This is a genomic window from Alloyangia pacifica, assembly GCF_003111685.1.
GTDB classification, from domain to species: domain Bacteria; phylum Pseudomonadota; class Alphaproteobacteria; order Rhodobacterales; family Rhodobacteraceae; genus Salipiger; species Salipiger pacificus_A.
Genome location: NZ_CP022190.1, coordinates 1,227,972 through 1,251,273, shown reverse-complemented (window position 1 = coordinate 1,251,273; position 23,302 = coordinate 1,227,972). Strand labels below are relative to the sequence as shown.

Annotated in this window: 17 protein-coding genes and 1 pseudogene; 16 read left to right on the top strand and 2 right to left on the bottom strand. The window is 61.4% G+C overall.

All coding sequences use genetic code 11. The features are described from left to right. Positions 1-141 precede the first annotated feature (141 nt). On the top strand, positions 142-1,230 hold the full coding sequence (locus CEW88_RS18760; protein ID WP_108969658.1) for a hypothetical protein: 1,089 nt from the start codon (positions 142-144) through the stop codon (positions 1,228-1,230). A 112-nt stretch (positions 1,231-1,342) separates the two neighbouring features. Here CEW88_RS18760 and CEW88_RS18755 read toward each other — a convergent pair whose 3' ends face one another. Next, positions 1,343-2,230, bottom strand: a complete 888-nt coding sequence (locus tag CEW88_RS18755) for a LysR family transcriptional regulator (protein WP_108969657.1) — start codon at positions 2,228-2,230, stop codon at positions 1,343-1,345. A gap of 102 nt (positions 2,231-2,332) precedes the next feature. Between CEW88_RS18755 and CEW88_RS18750 the strand changes: the two genes are divergently transcribed. From CEW88_RS18750 to CEW88_RS18725, 6 genes and pseudogenes are all read left to right on the top strand, one after another. Beyond that, entirely contained in the window at positions 2,333-2,830 is a 498-nt protein-coding gene (locus CEW88_RS18750) for a lactoylglutathione lyase family protein (protein WP_108969655.1), read from the top strand. 351 nt (positions 2,831-3,181) lie between these two features. After that, positions 3,182-3,721 carry a hypothetical protein gene (locus CEW88_RS18745; RefSeq protein ID WP_108969653.1) on the top strand — a complete coding sequence of 180 codons (540 nt, stop codon included), beginning with the start codon at positions 3,182-3,184 and terminating at the stop codon, positions 3,719-3,721. 772 nt (positions 3,722-4,493) lie between these two features. Further along, positions 4,494-4,904, top strand: coding sequence for a transposase (locus CEW88_RS18740; RefSeq protein WP_108969651.1), 411 nt, complete (start codon positions 4,494-4,496; stop codon positions 4,902-4,904). Further along, entirely contained in the window at positions 4,898-5,251 is a 354-nt protein-coding gene (tnpB, locus tag CEW88_RS18735) for an IS66 family insertion sequence element accessory protein TnpB (protein WP_108969649.1), read from the top strand. Before CEW88_RS18740 ends, tnpB begins: the two co-directional genes overlap by 7 nt. A 54-nt stretch (positions 5,252-5,305) precedes the next feature. Further along, positions 5,306-6,720, top strand: a pseudogene (gene tnpC, locus CEW88_RS25325) (IS66 family transposase). 39 nt (positions 6,721-6,759) lie between these two features. Next, positions 6,760-7,188, top strand: coding sequence for a manganese efflux pump MntP (locus CEW88_RS18725; protein WP_254694487.1), 429 nt, complete (start codon positions 6,760-6,762; stop codon positions 7,186-7,188). A gap of 840 nt (positions 7,189-8,028) precedes the next feature. On the opposite strand, the gene CEW88_RS18720 is transcribed toward CEW88_RS18725, so the two are convergent. After that, entirely contained in the window at positions 8,029-9,111 is a 1,083-nt protein-coding gene (locus CEW88_RS18720; RefSeq protein ID WP_108969645.1) for a hypothetical protein, read from the bottom strand. 137 nt (positions 9,112-9,248) lie between these two features. Between CEW88_RS18720 and CEW88_RS18715 the strand changes: the two genes are divergently transcribed. The 9 genes from CEW88_RS18715 (at position 9,249) to CEW88_RS18675 (ending at position 23,300) form a co-directional block, all read left to right on the top strand. Beyond that, positions 9,249-10,160, top strand: coding sequence for a LysR family transcriptional regulator (locus CEW88_RS18715; RefSeq protein WP_217626460.1), 912 nt, complete (start codon positions 9,249-9,251; stop codon positions 10,158-10,160). 159 nt (positions 10,161-10,319) lie between these two features. Beyond that, positions 10,320-11,258, top strand: a complete 939-nt coding sequence (locus CEW88_RS18710; protein WP_108969641.1) for an IS5 family transposase — start codon at positions 10,320-10,322, stop codon at positions 11,256-11,258. A gap of 387 nt (positions 11,259-11,645) precedes the next feature. Beyond that, positions 11,646-14,399, top strand: a complete 2,754-nt coding sequence (locus CEW88_RS18705; RefSeq protein WP_108969639.1) for a calcium-binding protein — start codon at positions 11,646-11,648, stop codon at positions 14,397-14,399. A gap of 610 nt (positions 14,400-15,009) precedes the next feature. Beyond that, positions 15,010-15,723, top strand: coding sequence for a response regulator transcription factor (locus CEW88_RS18700; protein ID WP_108969637.1), 714 nt, complete (start codon positions 15,010-15,012; stop codon positions 15,721-15,723). A gap of 385 nt (positions 15,724-16,108) precedes the next feature. Further along, positions 16,109-17,428: a nucleotide sugar dehydrogenase gene (locus tag CEW88_RS18695; protein ID WP_108969636.1), complete on the top strand. Its 1,320-nt coding sequence runs from the start codon at positions 16,109-16,111 to the stop codon at positions 17,426-17,428. 1 nt (position 17,429) lies between these two features. Beyond that, the gene (locus CEW88_RS18690) at positions 17,430-18,917 is read left to right on the top strand and encodes a glycosyltransferase (RefSeq protein WP_254694486.1); all 1,488 of its coding nucleotides are present in this window, start codon (positions 17,430-17,432) and stop codon (positions 18,915-18,917) included. 58 nt (positions 18,918-18,975) lie between these two features. Further along, on the top strand, positions 18,976-20,103 hold the full coding sequence (locus CEW88_RS18685; RefSeq protein WP_108969634.1) for a hypothetical protein: 1,128 nt from the start codon (positions 18,976-18,978) through the stop codon (positions 20,101-20,103). Between the two features lie 3 nt (positions 20,104-20,106). Further along, on the top strand, positions 20,107-21,612 hold the full coding sequence (locus tag CEW88_RS18680) for a mannose-1-phosphate guanylyltransferase (protein WP_108969632.1): 1,506 nt from the start codon (positions 20,107-20,109) through the stop codon (positions 21,610-21,612). Positions 21,613-21,632: 20 nt separating this feature from the next. After that, a complete protein-coding gene (locus CEW88_RS18675; protein WP_108969630.1) occupies positions 21,633-23,300 on the top strand; it encodes a right-handed parallel beta-helix repeat-containing protein in 1,668 nt (555 codons plus the stop codon). The last annotated feature ends 2 nt before the right edge of the window (positions 23,301-23,302 follow it).

The following is a 23,302-nucleotide window of genomic DNA, read 5'->3' as shown; positions in this document are numbered from 1 at the left end:
AATCTTTGCTGCCGATGGCTCATGCGTCGCGCGTCGTCAAGAACCTTGAGGCGAAAGGGCCTCTCGATTCCGATGGCAACCGACTGCAAGGAACGGCTTGTCCACTTGTCGCGTTAAATGCCCAAAGGAAAGGCGTTTGACATGAGTAGATTACTAATCGGCAGCGCCTTGGCGCTTGCACTGTCCTCTACATCCCTGACTGCGGCCCCTATCCACGCCGAGCGCGGCTTCGCTGAGACAGTCGGCGCGCAGCACCTCTGGCTTGCCAAAGGCAACAATGGCAACGGGAACGGGAACGGCAGCAACGGCAATAAGCTGATCAAAAAGGGGCACGGCAACGGCGGGAAGGGCAATCCCGGGAAGGGTAACAGCCACTCGGGCAATGGCTCCGCGAAGCCGGGCAAAGGAGATGCTCAGGCTGGCAACGGCAACGGCAACGGCAAGCCCGAACACGCAGGTGGCGCGAAGGCCAAGGCAAAAGGCCAGGAAGTCGCGCAGGAGGCCGCTGGCAATGGCAATGGCAATGGCGCAAAGGCCCGTCGCGGCTTTTCCGAAGCGGAGCGCGAAAGCGCCGTTCGCCGCCTCGTCTCGACGCCGGCACCCGATGGGCGTGATATGACGCGTATTCTGGGTGCGACGGCGCTGGCGTTGGCGACGCCGAAGATGCTTGTGTCAGGCATTCCCGAAGATGAGCTGATCACATACCGCAATTGCCCCCCGGGCCTTGCCAAGAAAGACCCGCCCTGTGTGCCGCCCGGCTTGGCCAAGAATGGCGTAACCTACAACGACTGGGCATCCTACGACGAAGATCGGTACGATGATCTTTGGCTCGAGCGTCGAAATGACTGGCTCGACTCCGATTTCGATGTCGAGCCGGATCCCGAATATCTGTTGCTTCAGTCGGACCAGATCGCGACCCTCTTCGATCTCGATCCCGCTCCGAATGGTCGGCGGTATGCTCTGATCGACGGCATGCCAGTGCTCCTTGATGACGACGACTACCGGTCGTTGCTCTTGGTGAACCAGCTGGCACAGGTGAGAGACCTCTCTGACGGTCCCCGCATCGCACCCACAGCAGCCCTGACACAACGTGAAATGATCGATCTCTATCGTCTGCCGCAGCTGGATACCGGTAGCAATTATTCGGTTCTGAACGGCCAGATCGTCGAGTTGAAAGACTCGGAATACGAACTGCTTCAGATGCTTCGTATTGCGCGGGCTGTTTTATAGGACTTTTGGAATCCTATGGATTGGGAGGGAGACACGCCCTTCCTTCGTCATGTGGAGCAGCCCCCCGATCCGTCGGCTGCTCCTTACCTTTCGCCGACCATCGTCTCGCGGCTCAGTCCAGCGTGGCCGCGAGGTTCTCGATGAGCCCCCGGATCCGTTTAAGGCGCGCACTTGTGGTGCGACCGCGCCGGAATATGGACCACAACTGCTGGTATTGTGGCGTGGGCAACCGCGCGACAGCCACGCGGTCGGCAAGTGGATATGCAGCGACTCCGCTGCGCGGCAGTAGGGTGTAGCCCACGCCTTCGGCGACGGGGGCCGGTATCTGGCCGATCTGGTTGACGTAGCTTCGCACCCTCAGCCTGTCGGCACCGGCGAAGGGCCCAGGAAAGTTCGGGGGAAACAGCTCGTCGGCGTAGCGATAGACATCTGGATGAGCGACGAGACCCAGCGCTTCAAGCTGCTCGAAGTCCACCTGCCCGCCAACAGCCTTGGGCAGCACGAGGCACAGTTCCTCGCGCCCTACGTGTTGCGCCTCGATGCGTGGGTGGCGAGGGTCCTCGCCGATCACGCCAAGGTCGAAGCGCCCGTCAAGCACGCCCGACAGAATCCGGGACTGCGGCGCCGCCTCGACATGGATCGCGAGTCCGGGGGCATCGCGCATCATCTCAATGGCGCGCGGATAGAAGAGCATCGCAAAGCTTCCCGAGCAGGCGATCCGAAGTTCTCCCACATTCGGATCATCGCGTGTGATGGCTTCGCGCAACGCCCGTTCCTCGGCACGCCGTGACAGGCCCAGATCGCGAACCGTCTCTCCTGCCGGGGTCAGTGTGAAACTCTTGCCATCCTGCGCGATCAACGCCTGCCCGAGTTGCTGCTCGAGCTTGCGCAAATGCTGCGACACGCCGGGCTGAGTCATGTTCAGCCGCCCCGCAGCGCGGGTGAAATGCCCCTCTTCGGCGAGGACGGTGAAGGTCTCGATCCACGTGGCGTTGAGCATCTCTTCATAACGTATTGTTTGGACAATTATCAAATATGATAATTTCATATGCTGAGGCTGACTGTCTACATCTCCCGCAACCTTAAATGACAGGAGATCGACATGACCGCGACGCCCCGCAGCTTTTCTCACATCGGCCTTTCCGTCCCGGACCTCGACGCGGCCGTAAAATTTTATTCAGAAGTGATGGGCTTTTACGTGCTCATGCAACCAAGCGAAATCGTCGAGGACGACAGCGCGATCGGCGTGATGTGTACAGATGTCTTCGGCCCCGGCTGGAAGCACATTCGGATCGCGCATCTCTCGACAGCGGACGGCATCGGCATCGAACTTTTCGAGTTCGCGGGAAACCATGCCCCGGAAGACAACTTCGCCTTCCGCCGCCACGGAACCTTCCACTTCGCGATTCAAGACCCCGATCTCGAAGGACTTCTCGAGAAGATCATCGCCGCAGGCGGCAAGCAGAGAATGCCCGTGCGCGAATACTTTCCGGGCGAGAAACCCTATCGCATGGTTTACGTCGAAGACCCCTTCGGGAACATCTTCGAACTTTACAGCCACAGCTATGAGTTGACCTATTCCGCGGGCGCCTACGCGTAAGCCACGGGCCGCCGCAATAAAGCTCGCCGCGTCGGCCTGAAAAGCTCCGCGTCGAGCAGCGGCACGCAAAGTTCTCCAAGATTCCCGCTTATCACTCCACGCATGAGGCGTGCGACTTTGGTCCCTTTCGGAACCCGCATCTCTGATGCCCGCCTACGTCGGCATCACGCTGGCGAGGCATCGGAGACACGCAACCATAGCGAGCAATCCATTGCGCCTCCTTCAATGCAGAGCCGCAACGACGAATGTTTTGTCTCCCCAAGTGGATAGGCGTATGATGGCGGCACTACCGCCGTCGCGCGGTCGAGGCCCGGGCGGCGATAGCGTGAACCTGAGGAGGAGGACGCTACCATGACTTGCCCGAAACTCTACGCGACCGCAGGAGCCTTCGCTCTGCTCGCATCTTCAGCTCTGGGTCAGACCACCGAAGTCACCGTTGGAAGCTTGATGGACCGGCTCGATGGCGTCGCGCCAGCCGCGGTTCTCGCGAATTCAACCCTGCTGAGCCCCACCGAAAGCGGCGAAATGCAGGTGCTTCGAGAAGGCACCAACGGCTGGACCTGCATGTACCCCGGCACCAATCCGATGTGTGCCGACGGAGGGGCGATGAGCTTTCTGCAAGCCTGGATGATGAATGAAGGTCCGCCGGATACGCTCGGCTTCGTTTACATGCTGCTCGGGGACGAGGGCGCAAGCAACACAGATCCCTATGCCGAGAGCGAGGCGGCAGACAACAACTGGGTCGTCACCGGGCCTCAGGTGATGCTTCTCGGCTCGGGTGCCAAGCCGCTGCTCGACAGCTACCCGACGGAGGTTCCCGAGGACTCAGGTCAGCCTTGGGTCATGTGGCCAGGGACACCCTATGCCCATCTGATGATGCCGATAGACTGACGTCTGCGGATCGCCCGACCTCGCCTTGAAGGCCGGACCCCATGTCTTGGCAGAAGGTTTCTGTAGCAACCGAAACCCGCCGGAACTTTGGTCAGAAACCAGCTTGCCGGGAGCGGGTGTATTGCAGCATGCCCTCCCGGTAAGCGCTTCGCTCAGGCGAAGAGCTCGGAATTGACAGGCGTTTCGCTTCCCAAGACCTGCCATTCGCCGCGTTTGCGAAGCCAAGGCACGGGCAAACTCACATTTTTGCGGACTACGCGGACATGCGGAACTGATCCAACTCCGATGATATGTCGCCCAGCATTCTGGCTTAGTATTGGCGCGCGTCTGCGAATGAGGCGCACTTTAAGATACTGTTTGTATTTGACATTTATGCGGAGGCACCCCATATGCGAAGGCATCAGGGAGTAGCGACCGCTTTCGCGGCGGGGGCACGTCAACATACTCGCGGAAAAGCCGCGTGGCGTGTCCGACGCAACGGGTTTTGCAAGACCGTGGCGAAGTGGCTCTGCGGGCGGAGTCCATACGTCGCCCGGCACAGCCCCAAGGAAACCATCCATGTCTCCACTTTCCATTGGAGTGCTTGCCATCTCGATGTCGATTGACGCATTCGACGCCTCCGTCGGGAAAGGCACGACAGAGGACCGGCCCGGCCTCTCGATGACCTTGCGCACTGGGGCGATCTTCGTAAACGCTGTCTGCGCCCCACATTGCCGACGATAGGCATCGTTGCGAGTTCATACGCATCCGAAGAGAAGGAGTGCGTTTCGCAATGTTCGCAAAGAATTCGTTTCTCACAGCGCTTGTTGTTGAAGTCTTCGCCTCCGGTCAGAGGCGCTGGCCGGAACACGTGAAGGCGCAGGCGGTAGCCGAGACGCTGGAGCCCGGGGCGACGGTGTCGGGTGTCGCTGCGCGCTATGAGATCATGCCGAGCCAGCTGACGGCGTGGCGACGGCTCGCAAAGGAAGGCAAGCTCGTGTTGCCTGCGCTCGAGATCGACGAGCCGGTTTTCGCGCCTCTTGTCATCCCCGATGAGATCGCGGCTGCCTCTGAGCCCGAACTGCCCTGCGCCGAGGCACCGATCAGGATTGTCCGGGGTTCGGTCGTCATCGAGCTCGCGCAGGATGTGCCTGTGTCCCGGATCGCCGAGATCGTCCACGCGCTCGAGGCCCATCCATGTTGATGCCCTCGCAGGGCGTTCGGATTCTGGTGGCGACGAAGCCGGTGGACTTCCGGAAAGGCCATGACGGTCTTGCAGCCTTGGTCCAGTCGACGCTGGCCGAGGACCCATTCACCGGGACGGTCTTCGTGTTCCGCTCGAAGCGCGCCGACAGGTTGAAGATTTTGTTCTGGGACGGCAGCGGTTTGGTCATGGCTTACAAGCGGCTTGAGGAAAGCAGCTTCACCTGGCCGGCGGTCCGCGACGGGGCGATGACGTTGAATAGAACACAGTTCGAGGCCATGTTCGCCGGCCTGGACTGGCGCCGGGTGCGGTCACTGGAGGTCCGCCGTCCGGCTGTGGCAGAGTGACTCACCGCGCTGAATAGCCGGACATCGGCCTCTCAGGCGCAGTATCATCCAGCCATGTCCAGCGCCCCGCCTATCGACCTGTCCGCGATCCCCGAGAGCCAGCGCGCCGCTGTGCTGGCTCTCTTGCAGGAGAACGACGCGCTGAAGGACGCCAACCGGCGGCTGGAGCATCTCATTGCCGAGCTGAACCATGTCGTGCATGGCAAGCGGTCCGAGAAGCTGAGCGATGATGACCGGCAGCTGGCCTTTGAGGACTTGGAAACCGCCGTCGCCGAGGTCGAGACCCGCAAGGAGCAGGCCGCGCCGTCCACCACGACGCCGCGCCGGTCACGGCAGCTCAACCTCGGCCATCTGCCTGCGGGCTTGCCACGCATCGAGCGTGTGATTGAGCCAGCCAACCTCGATTGCCCTTGCGGCTGCGGCCGCATGCATCGGTTTGGCGAGGACCGCACCGAGCGCCTCGACATCATCCCGGCGCAGCTTCGTGTGCTGGTCGACATCCGGCCGAAGTATGCCTGCCGTACCTGCTCGGATGAGCTCACCCAGGCGGTCGCAGCACCCTGGCGGACTGGGCCGGCACTGCGGCCTTCCACCTCGGCCCCGTGGTCGATCGACTGACCGAGCACCTGAAGGGATCGACCAAGCTCTTCATGGAAGAGACCACCGCCCCGGTGCTCGACCCGGGCCGTGGCCTGACCAAGACCGGCTACCTCTGGGCGCTTGCCCGCGACGACCGCGGATGGGGCGGCGATGACCCGCCCGGTGTCGTCTTCACCTACCATCCCAGCCGCGCCGGCGCGCATGCCGAGCAGATCCTGCTGGGCTTCGACGGCATCCTCCAGCTCGACGGCTACACTGGTTACGATCGCCTGACGCGCCCGTCCCGAAAGGGTGGCGCACCGATCACGGTTGCCAACTGCTGGGCACACGCTCGCCGCAAGCTGAAAGAAATCTTCGACCGCGACGGCTCGGAAATCGCCGCTGATGGCCTGCGCCGCATCGCCGAACTCCACCGCATCGAGGCTGAGATCCGCGGCATGGGCCCCGGCCAGCGCCTGTCTGCCCGCCGAGCCCGGAGTGCACCCCTCGTTGACGAGTTCGGCGACTGGCTGCAGGCACAGCGCCTGCGCGTCTCAGCGAAGTCGCGCCTTGGCGAGAAGCTGACCTACATCCACCGCCAGTGGGGCGGTCTGCAGACCTTCCTCCACGATGGCCGTGTCGAGATGGACTCCAAATCAATCGAGAACTTGATCCGTCCGATTGCCCTGACGCGAAAGAATGCGCTCTTCGCCGGCCACGACGAGGGCGGCCGCACCTGGGCCCGCATCGCCTCCCTGATCGCGACCGCGAAGATCAACGGCGTGGAGCCATTCGCTTATCTCAAAGCGACCCTGGAGGCGATCGCAGCTGGCCACCCGAACTCCAGGATCGATGAGCTCCTTCCCTGGAACTTCAGCAAGTCAACCTGATCCCCCATGGGGCGGAGACAGCGCTTACCGATCTTCGGCGTGATCGAGGCCATCACCCCTTTGCTGGGGTGGCTGGCCGGCGTCGCGGCCTCACAGTATGTCGCCGAGGTCGATCATTGGATCGCATTTGCATTGCTCGCAGGGGTGGGTAGTCACATGACGCTTCAGGCCTGGACACGTGCCGAGGATGAACCTCGCGCCACCTCACTCTGGGCTACGGTCATCACAGCAATCGGCACCTCGATCGATGCTATGGCAGTTGGGGTCTCTCTTGCCTTCTTGCAGGTGAACATCTTGGTCATCGCCACTGCGATTGGCGCGACAACTATGCTGATGAGTTCGGCCGGCCCAATAGCCGGCCGCTACGTCGGTGGCCGCTTCGGTCGGATCGCAGAGACCCTTGGAGGGGTTGCCCTGTTCACGATCGGTACAATGATCCTCTTGGAACATCTCAGCGCAGCCGCGTAGCCACCTGTTGCTGCCTCGATTACGCAGTCGCTGATGGACTAAGGGTTCTGGAAAGTCTCCGAGCAGGCTCGCGGCTGTGCTGCATGGCTACCGGACCGGGATGGCCTGCTCGAACCTTGCGAGCGTGAATGATGCTCTCGGTCTCGGCACTTGTGTGAGCGGTGGCGTCACGATCGCATGGCGCACGCTTTTGCTCTGCGGGTCTCGCCGTCCGCAATGGAGATGCAATGTTGGGCGAGACCCAGGGATTGCTGAAGGTTACGTGTGGTTGGAGCCCTCGTCGCGGCCACGGCCTTTCTCGCTGAGAAATGCTGCGCATGCGAAGCCAACACCCGGCTCGAACTTTCTCGAATGACGCAAAAGGGGCTCGGAGGGGTCGATCGCTGCGCAGCGAGGCGAACACCTGGCGAGCCGCGCCGGCCGTCGCTCCCGGCCCACTGCGGACATTCGCCAAGTTGACCATAGCCGCGGCGCAGCTTCCCTGAACTTGCCGTTCGTGGCGTCGCGCAGCATTTCAGGGCAAGTGAAGTCGGCGAGGCGCAGGAAGGGGCCTGTCGCCTTGGCGCCAAGCCCTGCGAATTTTTGCGTATTCGGCGTACTGTTCGAAAACCGCGGTCGAAGGGACAATCGCGGGAACGGTCTTGGCTCAAATCATGGGACCAAATCGCTATAGGCTCTTCCCAGCGAGTTCCTCAATCTCGCGGGGAGGGCCTCCGAGCTTTTACGTCGAATAATCGCCGCCGCAATATCCGCTATGCCTCTCCCGAGCGACCATGGCCACATGCACAGGCAACCGGGACATGCAAGAACGACCGCGGGTCAAGGACATCGGTCCGGTCCCTATTGGTCGACGTGCTCGTCGATCCAGTCGATCAGGACGTCCGCGACCCTGATGTTCTCCTTACCCTGCATGAACATATGCGTGCTGCCCTTGATCCCGACATCGGGGAGCGAGAGGAAGGTGATGTCACCACCGGCCGCCTTGATCTGTTCCATTTCAATGGCGCAGGCCGCGGCTGGATCGCTGCCCATGTAATCGCCGACCACGATGAGGATGGGCACCTCGGCTAGCGCCTTGACCTGCTCGTCCGACAAGTTGGAAAAGCAGCCAGTCTCAAGCTGGATCAGGCCCTTGATGCCGCCCTTGCCCTTCAGGACAGCCTGCGTCGGAAATCCTGCCGACTGCGAGTGGCCGACCAGGATTGCCCCTCCGAGGTCTGCCGCCAGATCGGCGACATTGGCGACGGTCGGGTTCATCGTTTCAGGCTCGATCAGCTCGCCCAAAAGGCTCGGCACCTGGGTCTCGATCATGTCGGGGATCACCTGCTTGGCAAACTCATCGGTTGCCTCGATCGGGAACTGGACGTCTGGCCAAGCCTTGCCGAGCTCGGGACCGAACCTGAAGACCTTCCAGGCCATGCTTGACGTGCCAAGAAAGACCTTTGGCTGCGCTTCAGGCGGCAGACTCTTGTTTTTCACCTGGTTGAAGATCGTCCCATTAAAACCCGAGCGTGCCCGGCCCGTCTGCTCGGCAAGATAGGTGGGAAATCCTTGCCGCGTGAAGTACTCGAACCAGCCCATGCGGCCGTCCGGCGTGGTTTCCCACTGCTTCGAAGAGAGGAGCCCGCCATGCATGAACACGATCGGCAGGTGCTTCGGCTTCGGCGATGTTTGGAATTGGACATACATCTGATCGACAACGACGTCGCCGGCTTCGAAGCTCTCGCCGAAGATGTCCTTGAGGTCGCCCCAGCCAGCGCTCTCGGTTTTGACGGTCCGACCACCAACGAAAAAGCTACCCTGGCTCTGAAGCACAAGCGGCTCCGGGGAAGCCTTGATGTCGGAGAGCGATTGCGCCGAGGCACCTGCTGTGCCGAGGAGAAGGGCAAGCACGGTTGCCTGCGTTTTGGAGAGTATCTGCATCGTAAACCTTTTGTGTTGGGCGATCGTTCGATGACGCGGCGGGCCAGCCGAGCGGTGCAAATTGGCATTTCATTTGCGCTTTCAGATGTACAATGGTCACGATTAGCGCGTAAATTCAGAGAACAAACACAAGGGTTATGAAAAAACGCACCATGGATCACTGGGATGAGTTGCGTATGTTCCTTGCAGTGGCCAAGGGCGGAACGGTGCGTGCGGCGGCTGACGCGTTGGACCTCAACCACGCAACGGTGCTTCGGGGCGTGGCGCGTCTGGAGCAGCGTCTCAAAACAAAACTCTTCGAAAAACTGCCTTCCGGATACAGGCTGACGTCGGCGGGTGCCGACATCGTGGATCTTGCCGCGCAGATGGCGGAGGCCTCGACCAAGATCGAAGGGAGGATTTTCGCGCGCGACCAAAGCGTGTCCGGCCCGCTGCGCCTTACCCTCCCCGTCTCGTTTGCGACCGATCTCCTGATGGAGACCCTGACGGAGTTTCGGTCCGCCTATCCGGACATTGCGCTGGAAATCATCGGAACGGGAACGGTTGCCAACCTGAGCAACCGGGAGGCGGATGTTGCATTGCGCGTCGTTCTTGGAAAGAGGTCGCCGCCAGACAACCTCTATGGAAGCAGGCTCTGCGGGTTCTACACGGCGTTTTACGGATGTCGTGACCGGCTCGGCGACGTTTCGTCACCTTTGGCGTGGCTGCTCGGACCAGACGACGTCGTCCCCGGTGATTGGGTTCCGGAAGGCATCGAAATGGCCGCCACGGCTGTCCGCTTTTCCGAGATGCGCTCGAGGCTTCAAGCCGCCCGTGCGGGCATGGGCATCACGTTACTGCCCTGCTTTGTCGGCGACGAAGACCTCCTGCTTTCCCGTGTCCCAGGCGGTCCGGTCATGCACACCGGCGATGTGTGGCTCCTGACCCACGTCGACACCCGGCAAACCCTGCGCGTGAGACTTCTGTGCGACCGTATACGCAACGTCATGCGAGCCGTCTCCGCCAGGGTTGAGGGGCGAGCGGCCGCGGCGACATCGGACCATCTTTGAGCCCTTCGACAGGACTACAATGACACGTGGAATCGCTTTCGGCCGCCTTTAACGCGCCATCTCCCCTATACGGCATGGATCAGCGGGACGGGCGGCGTTGTTGCAGAAATCTCATCGTGAAAGATTCACATCACGAATCCAAGCGGTTAGGCGGGCGTCATGAGCAAGCCCAAGCCCAAGCCCGCCCGCTACCGCACGACGAACTGGTCCGCCTACAACGCTGCGCTGACGAAGCGCGGGTCTCTGCTGATCTGGCTGGACAAGGAGATGGCTTGGCACGCGCTGCATGAGGGCCGCCCCGGACGCCCGCCAGTCTTCTCGGATGCGGCGATCCAGTTCTGCCTGTCGATCAAGGTGCTATTCAAGCTGCCGCTCAGGCAGACTGCCGGGATGGTCGCAAGCCTCCTGCGCCTCGCCGGGCTGGACTGGCCCGTTCCAGACTTCTCCACGCTGTGCCGCCGGCAGAAGACTCTTAAGGTGCAGATCCCCTATCGCCGTGCCGGCGGGCCGCTGAACCTGTTGGTGGACAGCACCGGCATCAAGTTCCTCGGCGATGGCGAATGGCAGGCCCGGAAGCACGGTTTGCAAGGCCGTCGCCAATGCCGCAAGGTCCATCTGGCCATGGACACCGCCACCTCCGACATCCGCGCGGTCGAGTTTACCCCCAGCCGGGAAGGCGACAGCCCCGTCCTGCCAGACCTGCTGGACCAGATCCCGGACGACGAAGACATCGGCACCGTGACCGCAGACGGCGCCTACGACACCCGCCGCTGCCATAGCGCCATCATCGCACACGGTGGCACTGCGATCATCCCGATCCGCAAGAACGGTCGGCCATGGAAAGACGACTGCCCAGCTGCCCGGGCGCGCAACGAAACCCTGCGCGCCACACGTCACTATAGCAGGGCGTTCTGGAAGCGGTGGACCGGATACCATATCCGCAGCCGCGCCGAGGCCAGGATGCGATGCCTGAAGGCCTTCGGCGAGCGCATCGCCGCCAGAGACCCCGACCGCCAGACTGCCGAAATCCACATCCGCGTCGCCCTCATGAACCGCTTCAACGCCCTCGGCACAGCCGAGATCGTCCGCGTGACCTGAACCTGACGGGGAAAGGGCCCCCCACGCCTCAGGACGCCGTTCTGCAACAACGCCGCTGGCATCAGCCGAATGCACATGCAGCAAAGCGCGCTTGGCAAAGGCAGCGCCAGGAGCTGAGCGGCCTTGCGGCGAGAGAAGAATACCTCGTGGTAGAGGGCAGGGGCCTCTCGCCAGATTGTTCTCGCGCCAGCTTCTTTCGCGTCCAGTTCTCCACTCAGATCGCCCATAGGCCGAAATCCCGCGAGATCAAGGCAGAATATCGCCGTCAACCACGATTTGGTCGATTTTTGTCACCGCCAGACCATAAATTCCACACTTTTTCTGTGCTAGTCGATCTGCGAGCGAAGGCCACCCCTAGAACCCTCACGACTAAGGATTGTAGTGGCAATGGTCATAAAAATAGCGGCGGGGGCCTCCTCCGCCGAAATCCAGCGCGCAGTGGACTCCGCTTCCGAAGGAACGGTGATACGTCTTGCTGCCGGCGAATACAGGTTTACGTCCACGGTGAAGATCACCACCGATGGCGTGACGATCGAGGGCGATGCCGCTGGCGGCACCGTCGTCACTTTGGACGACTCGATGGCAGGAGACCCGGCGTTTCAGGTTGGCGCGAACCTGTTCGAAGAGGATCTTGGCGCCGAGCTGTCGGTGTCGGCCGGAGCCAAGGGGGCGCACAGCCTCTCCTTGGCCAAAGCCAACCACGACCTTCAGGCCGGGGACGTGATCTGGATCACCATGCCCAATGATGACGCCTTGTACGACGAAATAGGTGACACCGCTTGGCAGAAGGACAACAAGGATCTGCGCACGCAGATGGTGACGGTCAACTCTGTCGACGGAAAGAAGATAGGCTTCGACAACGCGCTTGATTTCGACTTCGACAGCTCTGCAACCGTGCAGCTTGTGGAGACGGTGGACGATGTCGCGATCCGGAACCTGGTTCTGGAAGGGGATTACGGCCGCTCCGATCCAACCGATTTCTCCAATACGATCTCGGCCGAGGACGATGGCATGATGATCCTCGTCAACACCGCGTCGGGGTTCTCGCTGAGCGATGTGTCGATGATCGAGGCGGGCTCCAGTGGTCTGGTCCTCGCCAAGTCCGTCAACGCCGACGTCAAAGGACTCACCGTCGAGGGCTCGCACAACAAGGGCTCGGACGGAAACGGTTACGGCGTCTGGATCCGGGATGTTTACGACAGCAGTTTCAGCGATCTGACGATCATGGACACGCGGCACGCGGTGCTGTTCGCATCCTACACGTCGGCCTCGGGGAATGATGTCCACGTCACCTACACCAACCGCGACATCAACTTCCACGGCGGTCTCGACACGCGCAACACCGTGGTCGTTGACAGCTCCATCCGGGACACCGAAGCCGAGCAACGCTCCCTGGGCCTGACCTATTTCGTCAACGACGGAGGCAAACGTTACGGCGCGCCCACGGATCGGGATGCCAACACTGTGCTGTTTACCAACGTTCACGGTAGTGTGCGGGCCGAACAGATCGAGCTGACCGATGCCGGCGGGGTCGCGTACATGTATGGCAGCGCCGACACGGTCACGGGCGGCGCTGGCGACGATTGGATCGATATGGGAACCGGCGCGGACGTCATCTACGCCTCGGGCGGAGACGACACGCTGATCGGAGGCTCGGGCACCGATACTGTCATTTTCGACGGCAGCATCGACGACATTTCCGTCTCTTCCACCCGCTCGGGCGTGCTCGTTGAGCATGCCGGAGGATCGATGCTTCTCGACGGGGTGGAGGTGCTTCAGCTTGGCGCGAAGAGTTTCTCGATTTCCGACAAGCTCGATTGGCTGACCGCTCACGGCGGATGGTCGGGAGACCATGCCGATGAGGACGCGTCCGTCGACGATGATGTGTCGGTAGATGTCCCTGAAAATGTCCCCGGCGACGAGGATGCAGCTGGCGGTGAGGGCCAATCGCCGTCGGAGGGATCGGACGACACCGACAGCGATCACGGTGACGCCGACGAGCCCGCCGTCGTGCCTGATGAGGGGTCTGTTGCGGTCTTCACCGGAACCTCGAGCCGCGACACTCTGGTGCTGTCTGGTGCTGCGACCGAGGTGGATGCGCAAAGCGGAGCTGACTTGGTCATCGGCGGAGCGGGGGACGACTATGTCGTCTTGGGATCCGGGCATGACCGGTTCGAGGCATCGGCCGGCAATGACACCGTTTTCGGCGGCTATGGAAACGACACGGTGTCCGCCGGGGCAGACTTGGGGCCGATCTCGGTCTCCGAAACCTCGGAAGGCGTTCTGCTCGAATACGACAGCGGGTCCTTGCTGATCGATGAGCGCGTGGAGTTCATCGAACTGGGCGCGACAGAGTACCGTGTCCGCAAAGACCTGGCCTCTCTAATCGGCTCGAAAGGCTCCGAGAGCGAGACCTCGCCCGAAAGCGGGGCCCAGTTTTTTGAGCCATTGGCCGGAGAGGATCGCGAGGCGGCAAAAAGCGCGCCGCCAAACCAAGGGGAGATTTCCAATGACCTGATCAAGGTTCCCGAAGGCGGCCTCAGCGGCACCGACAAGTCCGAGCGGTTGGTTGCAGAGGACGGTCAGACGGCCGTGTTCGCGCAAGGCGGCGACGATACCGTGCTTGCGTGCGATGAGGATACATGGATTGACCTCGGTGCCGGCGATGATCGCGGGCAAGGGCGAAATGGCGCCGACACCCTCCGTGGTGGGGAGGGTGCCGACAACCTGCGTGGCAATAGCGGTGACGACTACCTTCTTGGCGGATCGGGAGACGACACTATTTATGGCAACGCTGGTAACGATACGGTTGTTGGGGGCGATGGCGCCGACAAGCTGAACGGCGGTTCTGGAGACGATACGCTTGAAGGCGGAAATGGTTCCGACAAATTTGTCATAGTTGAGGGCAAGAACGTCATCACCGACTTCGATGCCGGTGAGGGCGACGTTTTCTACTTTGCAAATCAATCGGATAGCCAGGTTCTGAGCGGCTTCCATCATTGGTTTGAAACCGGTGAAAGCTCCGCTGGGCTTGAGTTCTCTTTGGCGGATGGTGGCCTGACGGTCACTGCCGATACCGGGAGCCTCCACGTCGAGAACGTAGCCATCGATACCATCGCAGGCTGGTACGACCTCGGCTGACAGGGGGTGAGCAGCGCGCTCTTGCTGCGCTGCTCGCCGACCGGCGGCACTGGTGGGGGTGAGTGTCCAACGGCGCCAATCCCTTCCCATGCCAACCCTGCGAACTGCGGCGTTTTGTGGGCGTGGGAAGCGTTCTCAAAGGTTATACGGCGAAAAATGTGGCTGGAAGCTGTCCCGCGCTCCTGAGGCGCTGGCGAGCTATGGGTGTCAAGAGCTGACGCTCTACCGTCTGAGTATCCGGACCCTCGCCCCGCCACGCATCATCGTAAAGGAGCTCGCGCAAGTGTGCCTCGATCTTACATTATCGTAACGGTTTCCGGTCACATCTCCGCCTTCAAGAACGAGAACTGATCAGGTCAAGAACACCTAAAAGTTGAAATTGTCACGATAAGTCCCTGTATTACGTGTCATTTGTTGCTCGAGATAGGCGTAATCGGGGTTGCCCCAAAAAAGATCAAAAGTTTAACCTAAATTTAACAATGACGTGGCCAGAAATCGCGTTTCCGTTACTTGCTTTCTGCAGGAGCGAGAACACATCGACCCGCTGAAATATAAGAAAAGCTCAAGCTGACTTCTTAGCCGCCGCCAAACTTCCAGAGGTCATACTTCTATGAACGAGTTCAACACGGTCCATAATGTGCTCATTATGGACACAAATCCGGTCTTGGTTGCCGGAATCTCCATGCTGCTTCAGGAGGACGGCAGTGTAGCTGCCAAGGCACTCACAGTGTCGACAGGTCAGGCCATGATGGGCGACCTACTTGTGGCGAATATCGATCCCGAAACCGATCTGATCATCATCGATCCGTGCCAGTTCGGTGAGCAACTGGAAGCGGTGATGGACATCATCAGTGCCGGGCTCTCGAAGAAGCCAAAGTACATTGCCTATTGCGGTGTGATGAACGCTGGTGACCAAGAGATGGTGCGATCGCTGCTGACGCTTGGTTTCAGCGGAGTGGTGTCAAAGCAGGTCGACCTGCAGGTGGTTAAGATTGCAGTCGCTTCGGTTCGCCATGGATTGGTTCATGTCGAACAGGCGTTTGCGGAGGCAATGTTCCAATGCGGTCCCGCCATCGACGCTCATCCGATCCCCACTGACCGGAGCCGGAAGTGCGCGCTGGAAGCCGAGCTGACCGAGCGCGAAGCTTTTGTCCTGCGCGCCGTGGCGTTCGGCAAAAGTATGAAGGAGATTGGTCACGAGTTGGACCTCTCTTCCAAGACGGTCGAGACCTACAAGGCCAGAGGCGCTTCAAAACTGGGCTTGCGAACCCGTAAGGACATCGTTGGGCATGCGCTCCGGTCAGGATGGGTCACCCAACAGTAGGGTAATCATTCAGAGAAAAATTGATTTGAAGAGAGACGCCGATTGGCGTCTTTTTTTGTGCCTGCGGCGACGTGAAATGACACTAAACACGCCAGATTCAGGAAAGTTCCCGCCTAAGGAATTTCCTGACAAAATTTCGCCACGCTGTCAGGAAAGTGGAGTTTTTGTGGGGAAACCTACTACAGAAAATAAGTGCAATCCTGACACAAAGAGGGTTTATCCCGACTGTTTTGCAGCTGCAGAAAGAATACCTTGACCCTGCAACGTGAAGGCGCGTGGCGAAAAGCCGCTGATCCGTGTGAGGCGCTGATGCGTGATGGAACAGTTTTCGAGGGGGCGAATATCTCGTCGCTTCGGGTTTGATAAACCCTGAAAGGAATGCCGAATGGCAAACATCGCAGTAATCGGAATTGGGTATGTCGGGGCGGTGTCGGCCGCCTGCCTGGCACGCGACGGGCACAATGTCGTCGCCGTAGATGTCGACCCGGGAAAGGTCGACGCCATCAACGCCGGCATGTCGCCGATCGTTGAAGAGGGCCTTCCGGAACTGATCGCAGAGGTCGTGGCCGCCGGCAAACTTGTCGCGACGACCTCCATCGCCGAAGCGGTTGTGAAGACCGAAGCATGTTTCGTATGTGTCGGAACGCCGTCGGCTCCCGATGGTTCGGTCGGTCTCGACTACGTGGCAGCCGCCTGCACCCAGCTCGGCGAAGCAATCAAGGCTCAGGATACCTGGTATTCGGTCATCATGCGTTCGACAATCGTGCCGGGCTCCATGGAGGGCACCTGCATTCCGACGCTCGAGGCTGCATCAGGGATGAAGGCCGGCGTTGATTTCGGCGTGGGTTACTATCCTGAATTCCTGAGAGAGTCGACAGCTATTGAAGATCATAAAGAGCCCGGACTCATCGTCTTTGGGTCTCTCGACAAGGTTACGGGTGCATTCCTGACCGCGCTCAACAAGGATATCAAAGGGTCGATAAATTCCGTTGATCTGCGTACCGCGGAAATGGTGAAATACACCTCCAATTCCTGGCGTGCTGTAAAAGTATCCTACGCGAACGAAATCGGAAATATCGCGAAGGTGAATGATATTGACGGGCAGCTGGTGATGAAAATCCTGTGCTCCGACAATAAAGCCGCGATGAGCCCGTATTTCATGCGTCCCGGCTTCGCCTTCGGCGGATCGTGCCTGCCGAAAGATGTTCGCGCCCTGCGTGCACTGGGCGATGCGAAGGGGCTCGATACGCCGATCCTCGATGCGGTTCTGGTCGCCAATGAGGCGCAGATCAAACGCGCAGAGCAGATGATCGAGAAGAGCGGGGCCAAGAAGGTCGGCATGGTGGGCATCAGCTTCAAGCCCGGTACCGACGATCTGCGTGAAAGCCCGCTGGCGACGCTGGCGTCGAAGCTTCTTGGAGATGGTAAGGAGATCGCGGTCTACGATCCCTTCGTCAACGAGGCCTATCAGAACAATCACTCGGCGGCCGGCCGCGGCAACGACTATGGCCTCGACCTGAAGGACAAGATGGTCGGCAGCATCGACGACCTGATCGCTACCAGCGACATCATTCTTGTCGGCAACAAATACGACGAGACCGTTGCTCCGCTGGAGACGGCAATGGCAACGCGTCCGATGGTCGATCTCACCCGGATTTCGGCGAAGGCCCGGTCCAACGGCACCTACGAGGGGATCTGCTGGTAAGATGGCCCGGATCGCTGCGCATATTACCTACCTCGCGGTTCTGGTCTGGCTGAGCGTGTTAGTGCTCGGTGCCGATATCAGTTCTGTCTCGAAGGGCCTCGTGGTTGTCGGTCTGATCGGCATCTGGCGCTACAGCTGGGCGGCGGTGAATTTCACCCGCGCAGCGATCTATCTCAACTACGTCTTCCCGCGCCTCCGGGCGCGGGCGGAAAAAGCCTACGGCGCGCTGCCCGCGCCGGCCCATGCCTATTTTCTTGTGACCTCCTTCAAGATCGAGCCGGATGTGACCACACGCGTCTATCGGTCGATCTTCCGTGCCGCGGCTGCATCGCGAGGCGGGGCAACGATCGTGGTCTCGGTCGTGGACCTTGCCGACGAGACGCTGATCCGGAAAATCTGGGACCTGATGCCCCGGGACGTGGATCTGTCGAGGGTCCAGCTGCACCTCGACAGGATACCGGGCACCGGCAAGCGTGATGCCCTTGCGCGCTCCTATCGACTGATCTCCAGGATGAGCCCGACCCGGCATGACGTCGTGGTGGTGGCAGATGGCGACACCTGCGTCCCGGTCGATATCGTCGAGACCTCGGCCCCTTTCTTCACCGATCCGCGGGTGGGGGCACTGACGACCGACGAGATCGCGGAAACGCCTGAACCGGGCCTGTTCCGCGATTGGTACAACCTTCGCTTCTCGCAGCGGCAGATGATGATGTCCTCGCAAGGCCTGTCCGGACGGGTGCTGACCTTGACCGGGCGCATGTCGGTGTTCCGCGCCGATCTGCTGACCGATCCGGGCTTCATCGCACAGGTGGAATCCGACAGTATCGAACACTGGCGCCTCGGCACTGTTAAGTTCCTGACCGGAGACGACAAATCCACCTGGTTCTGGTTGCTCTCCAACGGGTATCTGATGCGCTACCTGCCGGATGTCGCCTCGGTCTCGATGGAAAGCCAGCCCAAGCCCGGCTTCATGGACAGTGCGATAACGCTGATGGTGCGCTGGTTCGGCAACATGCTGCGGACCAACGGCCGGGCGCTGGCGCTGAGCACTTCGACCATCGGATACTACACCAAGTGGGCGCTTCTCGATCAGCGCTTGGGCATCTGGACGACCATCGCGGGTCCCTTGTCCGTGATCTGGGGAACGCTCTTCATCGATGTGATGGTCCTGCCAGCCTATGTCGCGTGGGTCCTGTTCACCCGCTACGTGTTTTGCTGGATCCTCTCGCTAGTCCGCGAACCTGGGTTTCCGATCACCTACCCGTTCCTGCTTTGGTTCAGCCAGATCTTCGGAGCGACCGTCAAGAGCTACATCCTCTTCCGGCTCGACCGTCAGAGATGGACGCGCCAGCCGGGGGGCAGCGCCGGCAAGGCGGCCCGTCCTCCTCTCGGACAGCGCGTTCGGGCCTACTCCTCGACCTACGTTCACTCTCTGGCACTGGGCTGGCTTGCCCTGGCCACCCTGTTCCTCTCCGGCGTCCTGCGCTGAACCCCTCTTAGCCCTTCCAGTCCTCAAATTGCCGTAGCCCGCAAAGGGAGAACCCAACATGTCCATTACTCACGCAGAAACCGGCCAAATCGACGGGAGCAGCGGTCACCTGCACGATGTGCCGGCGACAAGTCTGCCCAGCGATCATCCGATGATGGAGCTTCCCTTCGCGGCGGAAATCGACGGTCGGCAGTACCAAGGGACGGGCGTTTCGCTGACCGGCGTAAAGCTGACCGGCCTGGCCGATCCGAACCTTGTCGGGCATGATCGCCTGCTGCGTCTTTCGTTCCCCTTCGAGGCTTTCCAGCTGGCCATTCCGGTCGAGGGTCGCATCACAGGCGTCAACCCCGGAAACGGCGAGATCGAAGTTACCTTCACCGATCCGACCGGCCCGCATCTGCCGCAGCTTCGGCATGTGCTGAACTCCTACATCGCAGGAGACGTGGTCTCGATGGGGCGTGTTCTGGGGGTGGCCCTGCAGCCGAACAAGCCGTCGAAAGGTGGCAAGCCAGCCGCCAGCGGCGGCGGCAGCGCGCTTCGGACCATGGGCAACGGCCTGCTGGTCGCAACCGCGACCCTTGCGCTTATCGGTGGGGCCTCATGGCTGGTCCATGATCGCTTCTTTGTCGACCACGTCGTTGCCCCGGCCCGGGTCGAAACGGCGGGTCGCGCTCTGACGGCGATCGATGCCGGCCAGATCGACTATCTCGATACCGAAGCGTCGATGGGCGAGGTCGCCTTCTCGATCCGCTCGACCTCCGGCGAAACGCTGTCGGTGGCGATGCCTTGCGACGACTGCACCGCGGTCTCGGCGGGTCCGGAACTGGGCGCCACTGTCCAGGCCGGCCAGCCCGTTCTGCGGATTTCCCAGGCCGACGCCCCGCTTATCCTCAAGGTGCGGGTTGAGCCGGATCAGCTCTACGCGCTCGCCGAGGCGCGCGCCATCGAGGCCCGCTTTGCCGATGGCACGTCGATCACCACCCATGCGGACGAGGCCTCTCTGTCGTCGGCGGCGGCAGACACCTCTGGCCGCCCCCTGTTCATCGATCTTGTGCCCCAAGCCAACATCGACGCCGGTCGCGCCGGACAACTGGCCCGCCTGACGATCGAACGCGACTACCCCTTCGCCAATGGTCTCGACGGGATCCGCGGCGCAATCGCAACCAAATTTGCAAGCGTGGAGTAACAAATGACCCATCGTATCATTCCAACGATTCTTTGCGGCGGCATGGGCTCGCGCCTCTGGCCGATGTCCCGTGTCGATCAGCCCAAGCAATTCCAGTCCGTCAATGGGGCAGGTTCCAACACGTTCTTCCAGGAGACGATGCTGCGCCATCACGTCGAGGGGTTCGGTGACCCGATCGTCGTCACGAACGCCAAGCAGACTGCCATCGTGGCCCGTCAGATGCGGAGCATCGGCATGGACGCGACCATCGTCGGCGAGCCGATCGGCCGGAACACCGGCCCGGCGGTGCTGGCGGCAGCGCTCTTTGCCCTGCGCAAAGATCCGGATGCTCTGCTGCTGGTTCTGCCGTCCGATCACATCATCACCGGCGACATCAACCGCATCATCATTTCGATGGCGGATGCTGCCGACAACGGCCGCATCATCACCTTCGGTGTCGAGCCCAGCTATCCGGAAACGGGCTACGGCTACATCACCGATGGCGGTGCTTTCGGGAATTATGCCGGTCTGCATCACGTCTCGAAGTTCATCGAGAAGCCGCCCCTGGAAGACGCAACCGCGCTTCTGGATGCCGGCGGATCCTATTGGGCGTCGGGCATCTCCATGCTGCGCGCCGATCTTCTGGTCAGCGAATTTGCCCGCTACGATCAGGGCACGCTCGCGGCGGTCTCCGAAGCGGTGGCCAAGGCGCATTTCGATGAGCTTGGTGCGTCGATCCTCGAGGAGCTGGCCTTTGTGCGCTCGTCGAATGAACCGACCGAACGTCTGATCTTCGAGCGCTCCGACCGCATTTCGCTGGCACCTCTGCCGGGGATCAAGTGGGACGACGTCGGTGCGTGGAACTCGGTTCACTCGATTTCCGAGAAGGCCGGCAACGGCAATGTCACCCAAGGCGATGTCATCACCCACGAGACGTCCAATTCGCTGATCCGTTCCGAGGATCGCCTGGTTGCCGTGATCGGTCTTGATGACGTGATCGTTATCGACACGCCGGACGCGCTGCTGCTGGCAAGTCGCGAGCATAGCCAGGACGTCAAGAAGATTGTCGAGCAGCTCAAGGAGCGCAAGCGGGTCGAGGTTGCAAGCCACCGCCGCCGTGACATGCCGTGGGGCCAGATCGAGCGTCTGCGCGACACCGGCAGCTACGAAATGGACATGCTGAGCGTCGAGAAGGGCGGCAAGCTGAAGGTGAACGGAACCGGCCGCGGGCTCTCGATCCTGACGGCGGTTTCGGGGAATGCCGAATGCGAGCTGCCCAGCGGCGTGAAGCGCCTGAACGCGGGTGTCTCGGTCATCATCGATCCGGACTATTCCATGCCGCTGGTCAATGACGGTGAAGAACCCTTCCTTTTGCTGCATGTCACCGTCCCCGATCTGACGGCGCTCGCCGAGCAAGCTGCCGAGGTCGCGAAGACCGCAGCCGAGATCGAGGAACTTGGCCAGATCGAGTCGAAGCTTGACGGCATGACCGCCGACAGCGCTCCCGACGGATCGCTCAGCGCGGCCTGATCGCCCGAGAGGAAAGAGTGATGCAGCAGCGTTTGTCCCCCAGGCCGACGTCGATGATCGGACTGGCCCGCGCCCGACAGGGCACGCGTGGGGTTCTCATGGGCTTGATGATCGGAACCGCGGTGGTCTTCGGCGGCACGGCCTCCCAGGCCGCCGAGAGATTGGTGCCGATCGCGACCACGCCCAAACCGGGCCTACAGTTGGAGGCTCGCAAACCGGCGGCTGCGTCGCTCGGCGCGCTATCGGGCGATCGTCTCACGGATCTCGTGCTCTCGGGTGTGCCCTCCGGTGATTTGTCGGCCCTGGCTCAGTCCAGCGATGCAAACGGCCTTCGGGAAGGTGCGCGCCGGCTGTGGGAAGATCTCGGCCTCGAAGGGGACGGCGGCGATACGACAGAGCACGCGCCGTCGCAAAGCGTGGTATTCCCGACCGCGTCGGGGATGCCGGAACTCTCGACGGGCTCTGCGGCCCTGGCCTTGACGCGCTTCACCTCGCTGTCGGGTCCGGTCGCCACCGGCGCCATCGAGTCCGCATCGGAAGGTGATGACGCCATCTACCTCGAAAAGGGCGCGGCGACGATCGACGGCCTGATCGAGGCTCGAACACCGGGGATCAGTCCTGCGCAGGGCGGCGTTGTCCTGACCCGACCGCTGGTGATCTGGCAGGGTGCAAGCCTGCAGCTCAGCGAGGGCGAGACTCTCTACCTGTCGCGGGAAGACGGCGCGTACCTGCTCGCCTTTGGTGAAATGTCGGTCGAGGGCGCAACGATCGCGTCGACGACATCGCACAACCCTCGCGTTTCGCAGTTCGCACCGTTTGTCGCGGTGGCGGGGCAGGGGGTCTTCCGGTCGAACCACGCCCGCTTCGTCGGCCTCGGGGCCGTTTCGGACCGGGATGCCGGGCAGGCCGACAGCATGTCGGGGCTCTCGATTTCCGCCGGTCTGCTGTACCGGCCGGATCAGGCGTCCCGCATTCTCAACAGCCGCTTCGACGACGTCCATCTGGTCGCCCTCAGCGGCGTGCAGGACACCGTGGTGAGCGGCAATGATTTTGCGGGGCAGTACGCTGGCGGCCTGAAGGTCGAAGACAGCCCGCGGGCGCTTGTTTCCGGCAATCGCATGACGACGCCCGGCCTCTATGCGGCGATGCATCTGCGGAACCTTGCGGAGGCGCGTATCGAAAGAAACACGATCGCCTCGGCCAAGGGCAAAGGCATTCTGATCGACGGTGTCAGCCGATCGCTGAAAATCGAAGGAAACGTGGTCGCCAGCGCCGCAGGGGTTGGGATCGAATTGCGCGGGACAACCTGCAGCGATCTGACCTCGAACCTCGTGCTGGCATCTGGCGGCAACGGCATCGAGCTGAGCCGAACCGGCGACCTCGAAGCACGTCGGAACGTTGCGCTGTTCAACGGCGCGGCGGGGGTCGCGATGTCGAGCCAAGTGCCGGGAAGCAAGCTGGCTCTCGCGGACAATCTCATCGGGCGCAACCGCGAAGGCGTTCGCGGCGCAGGGCTGTCCGACCTCACGCTTGAGGGCAACCGTCTGCCAAGCCAGATGCCCCGTCTTCTGGGGGGTGAGCTTGGCCTGAACCAGACCGCATGGCTGGCGGCGCGCAAAGAAAATCAATCTTTCAACTTCTCCAACGGCGCACGGCAGGCCGCATCCTCTGCGTGTGAAGGGATCTGACA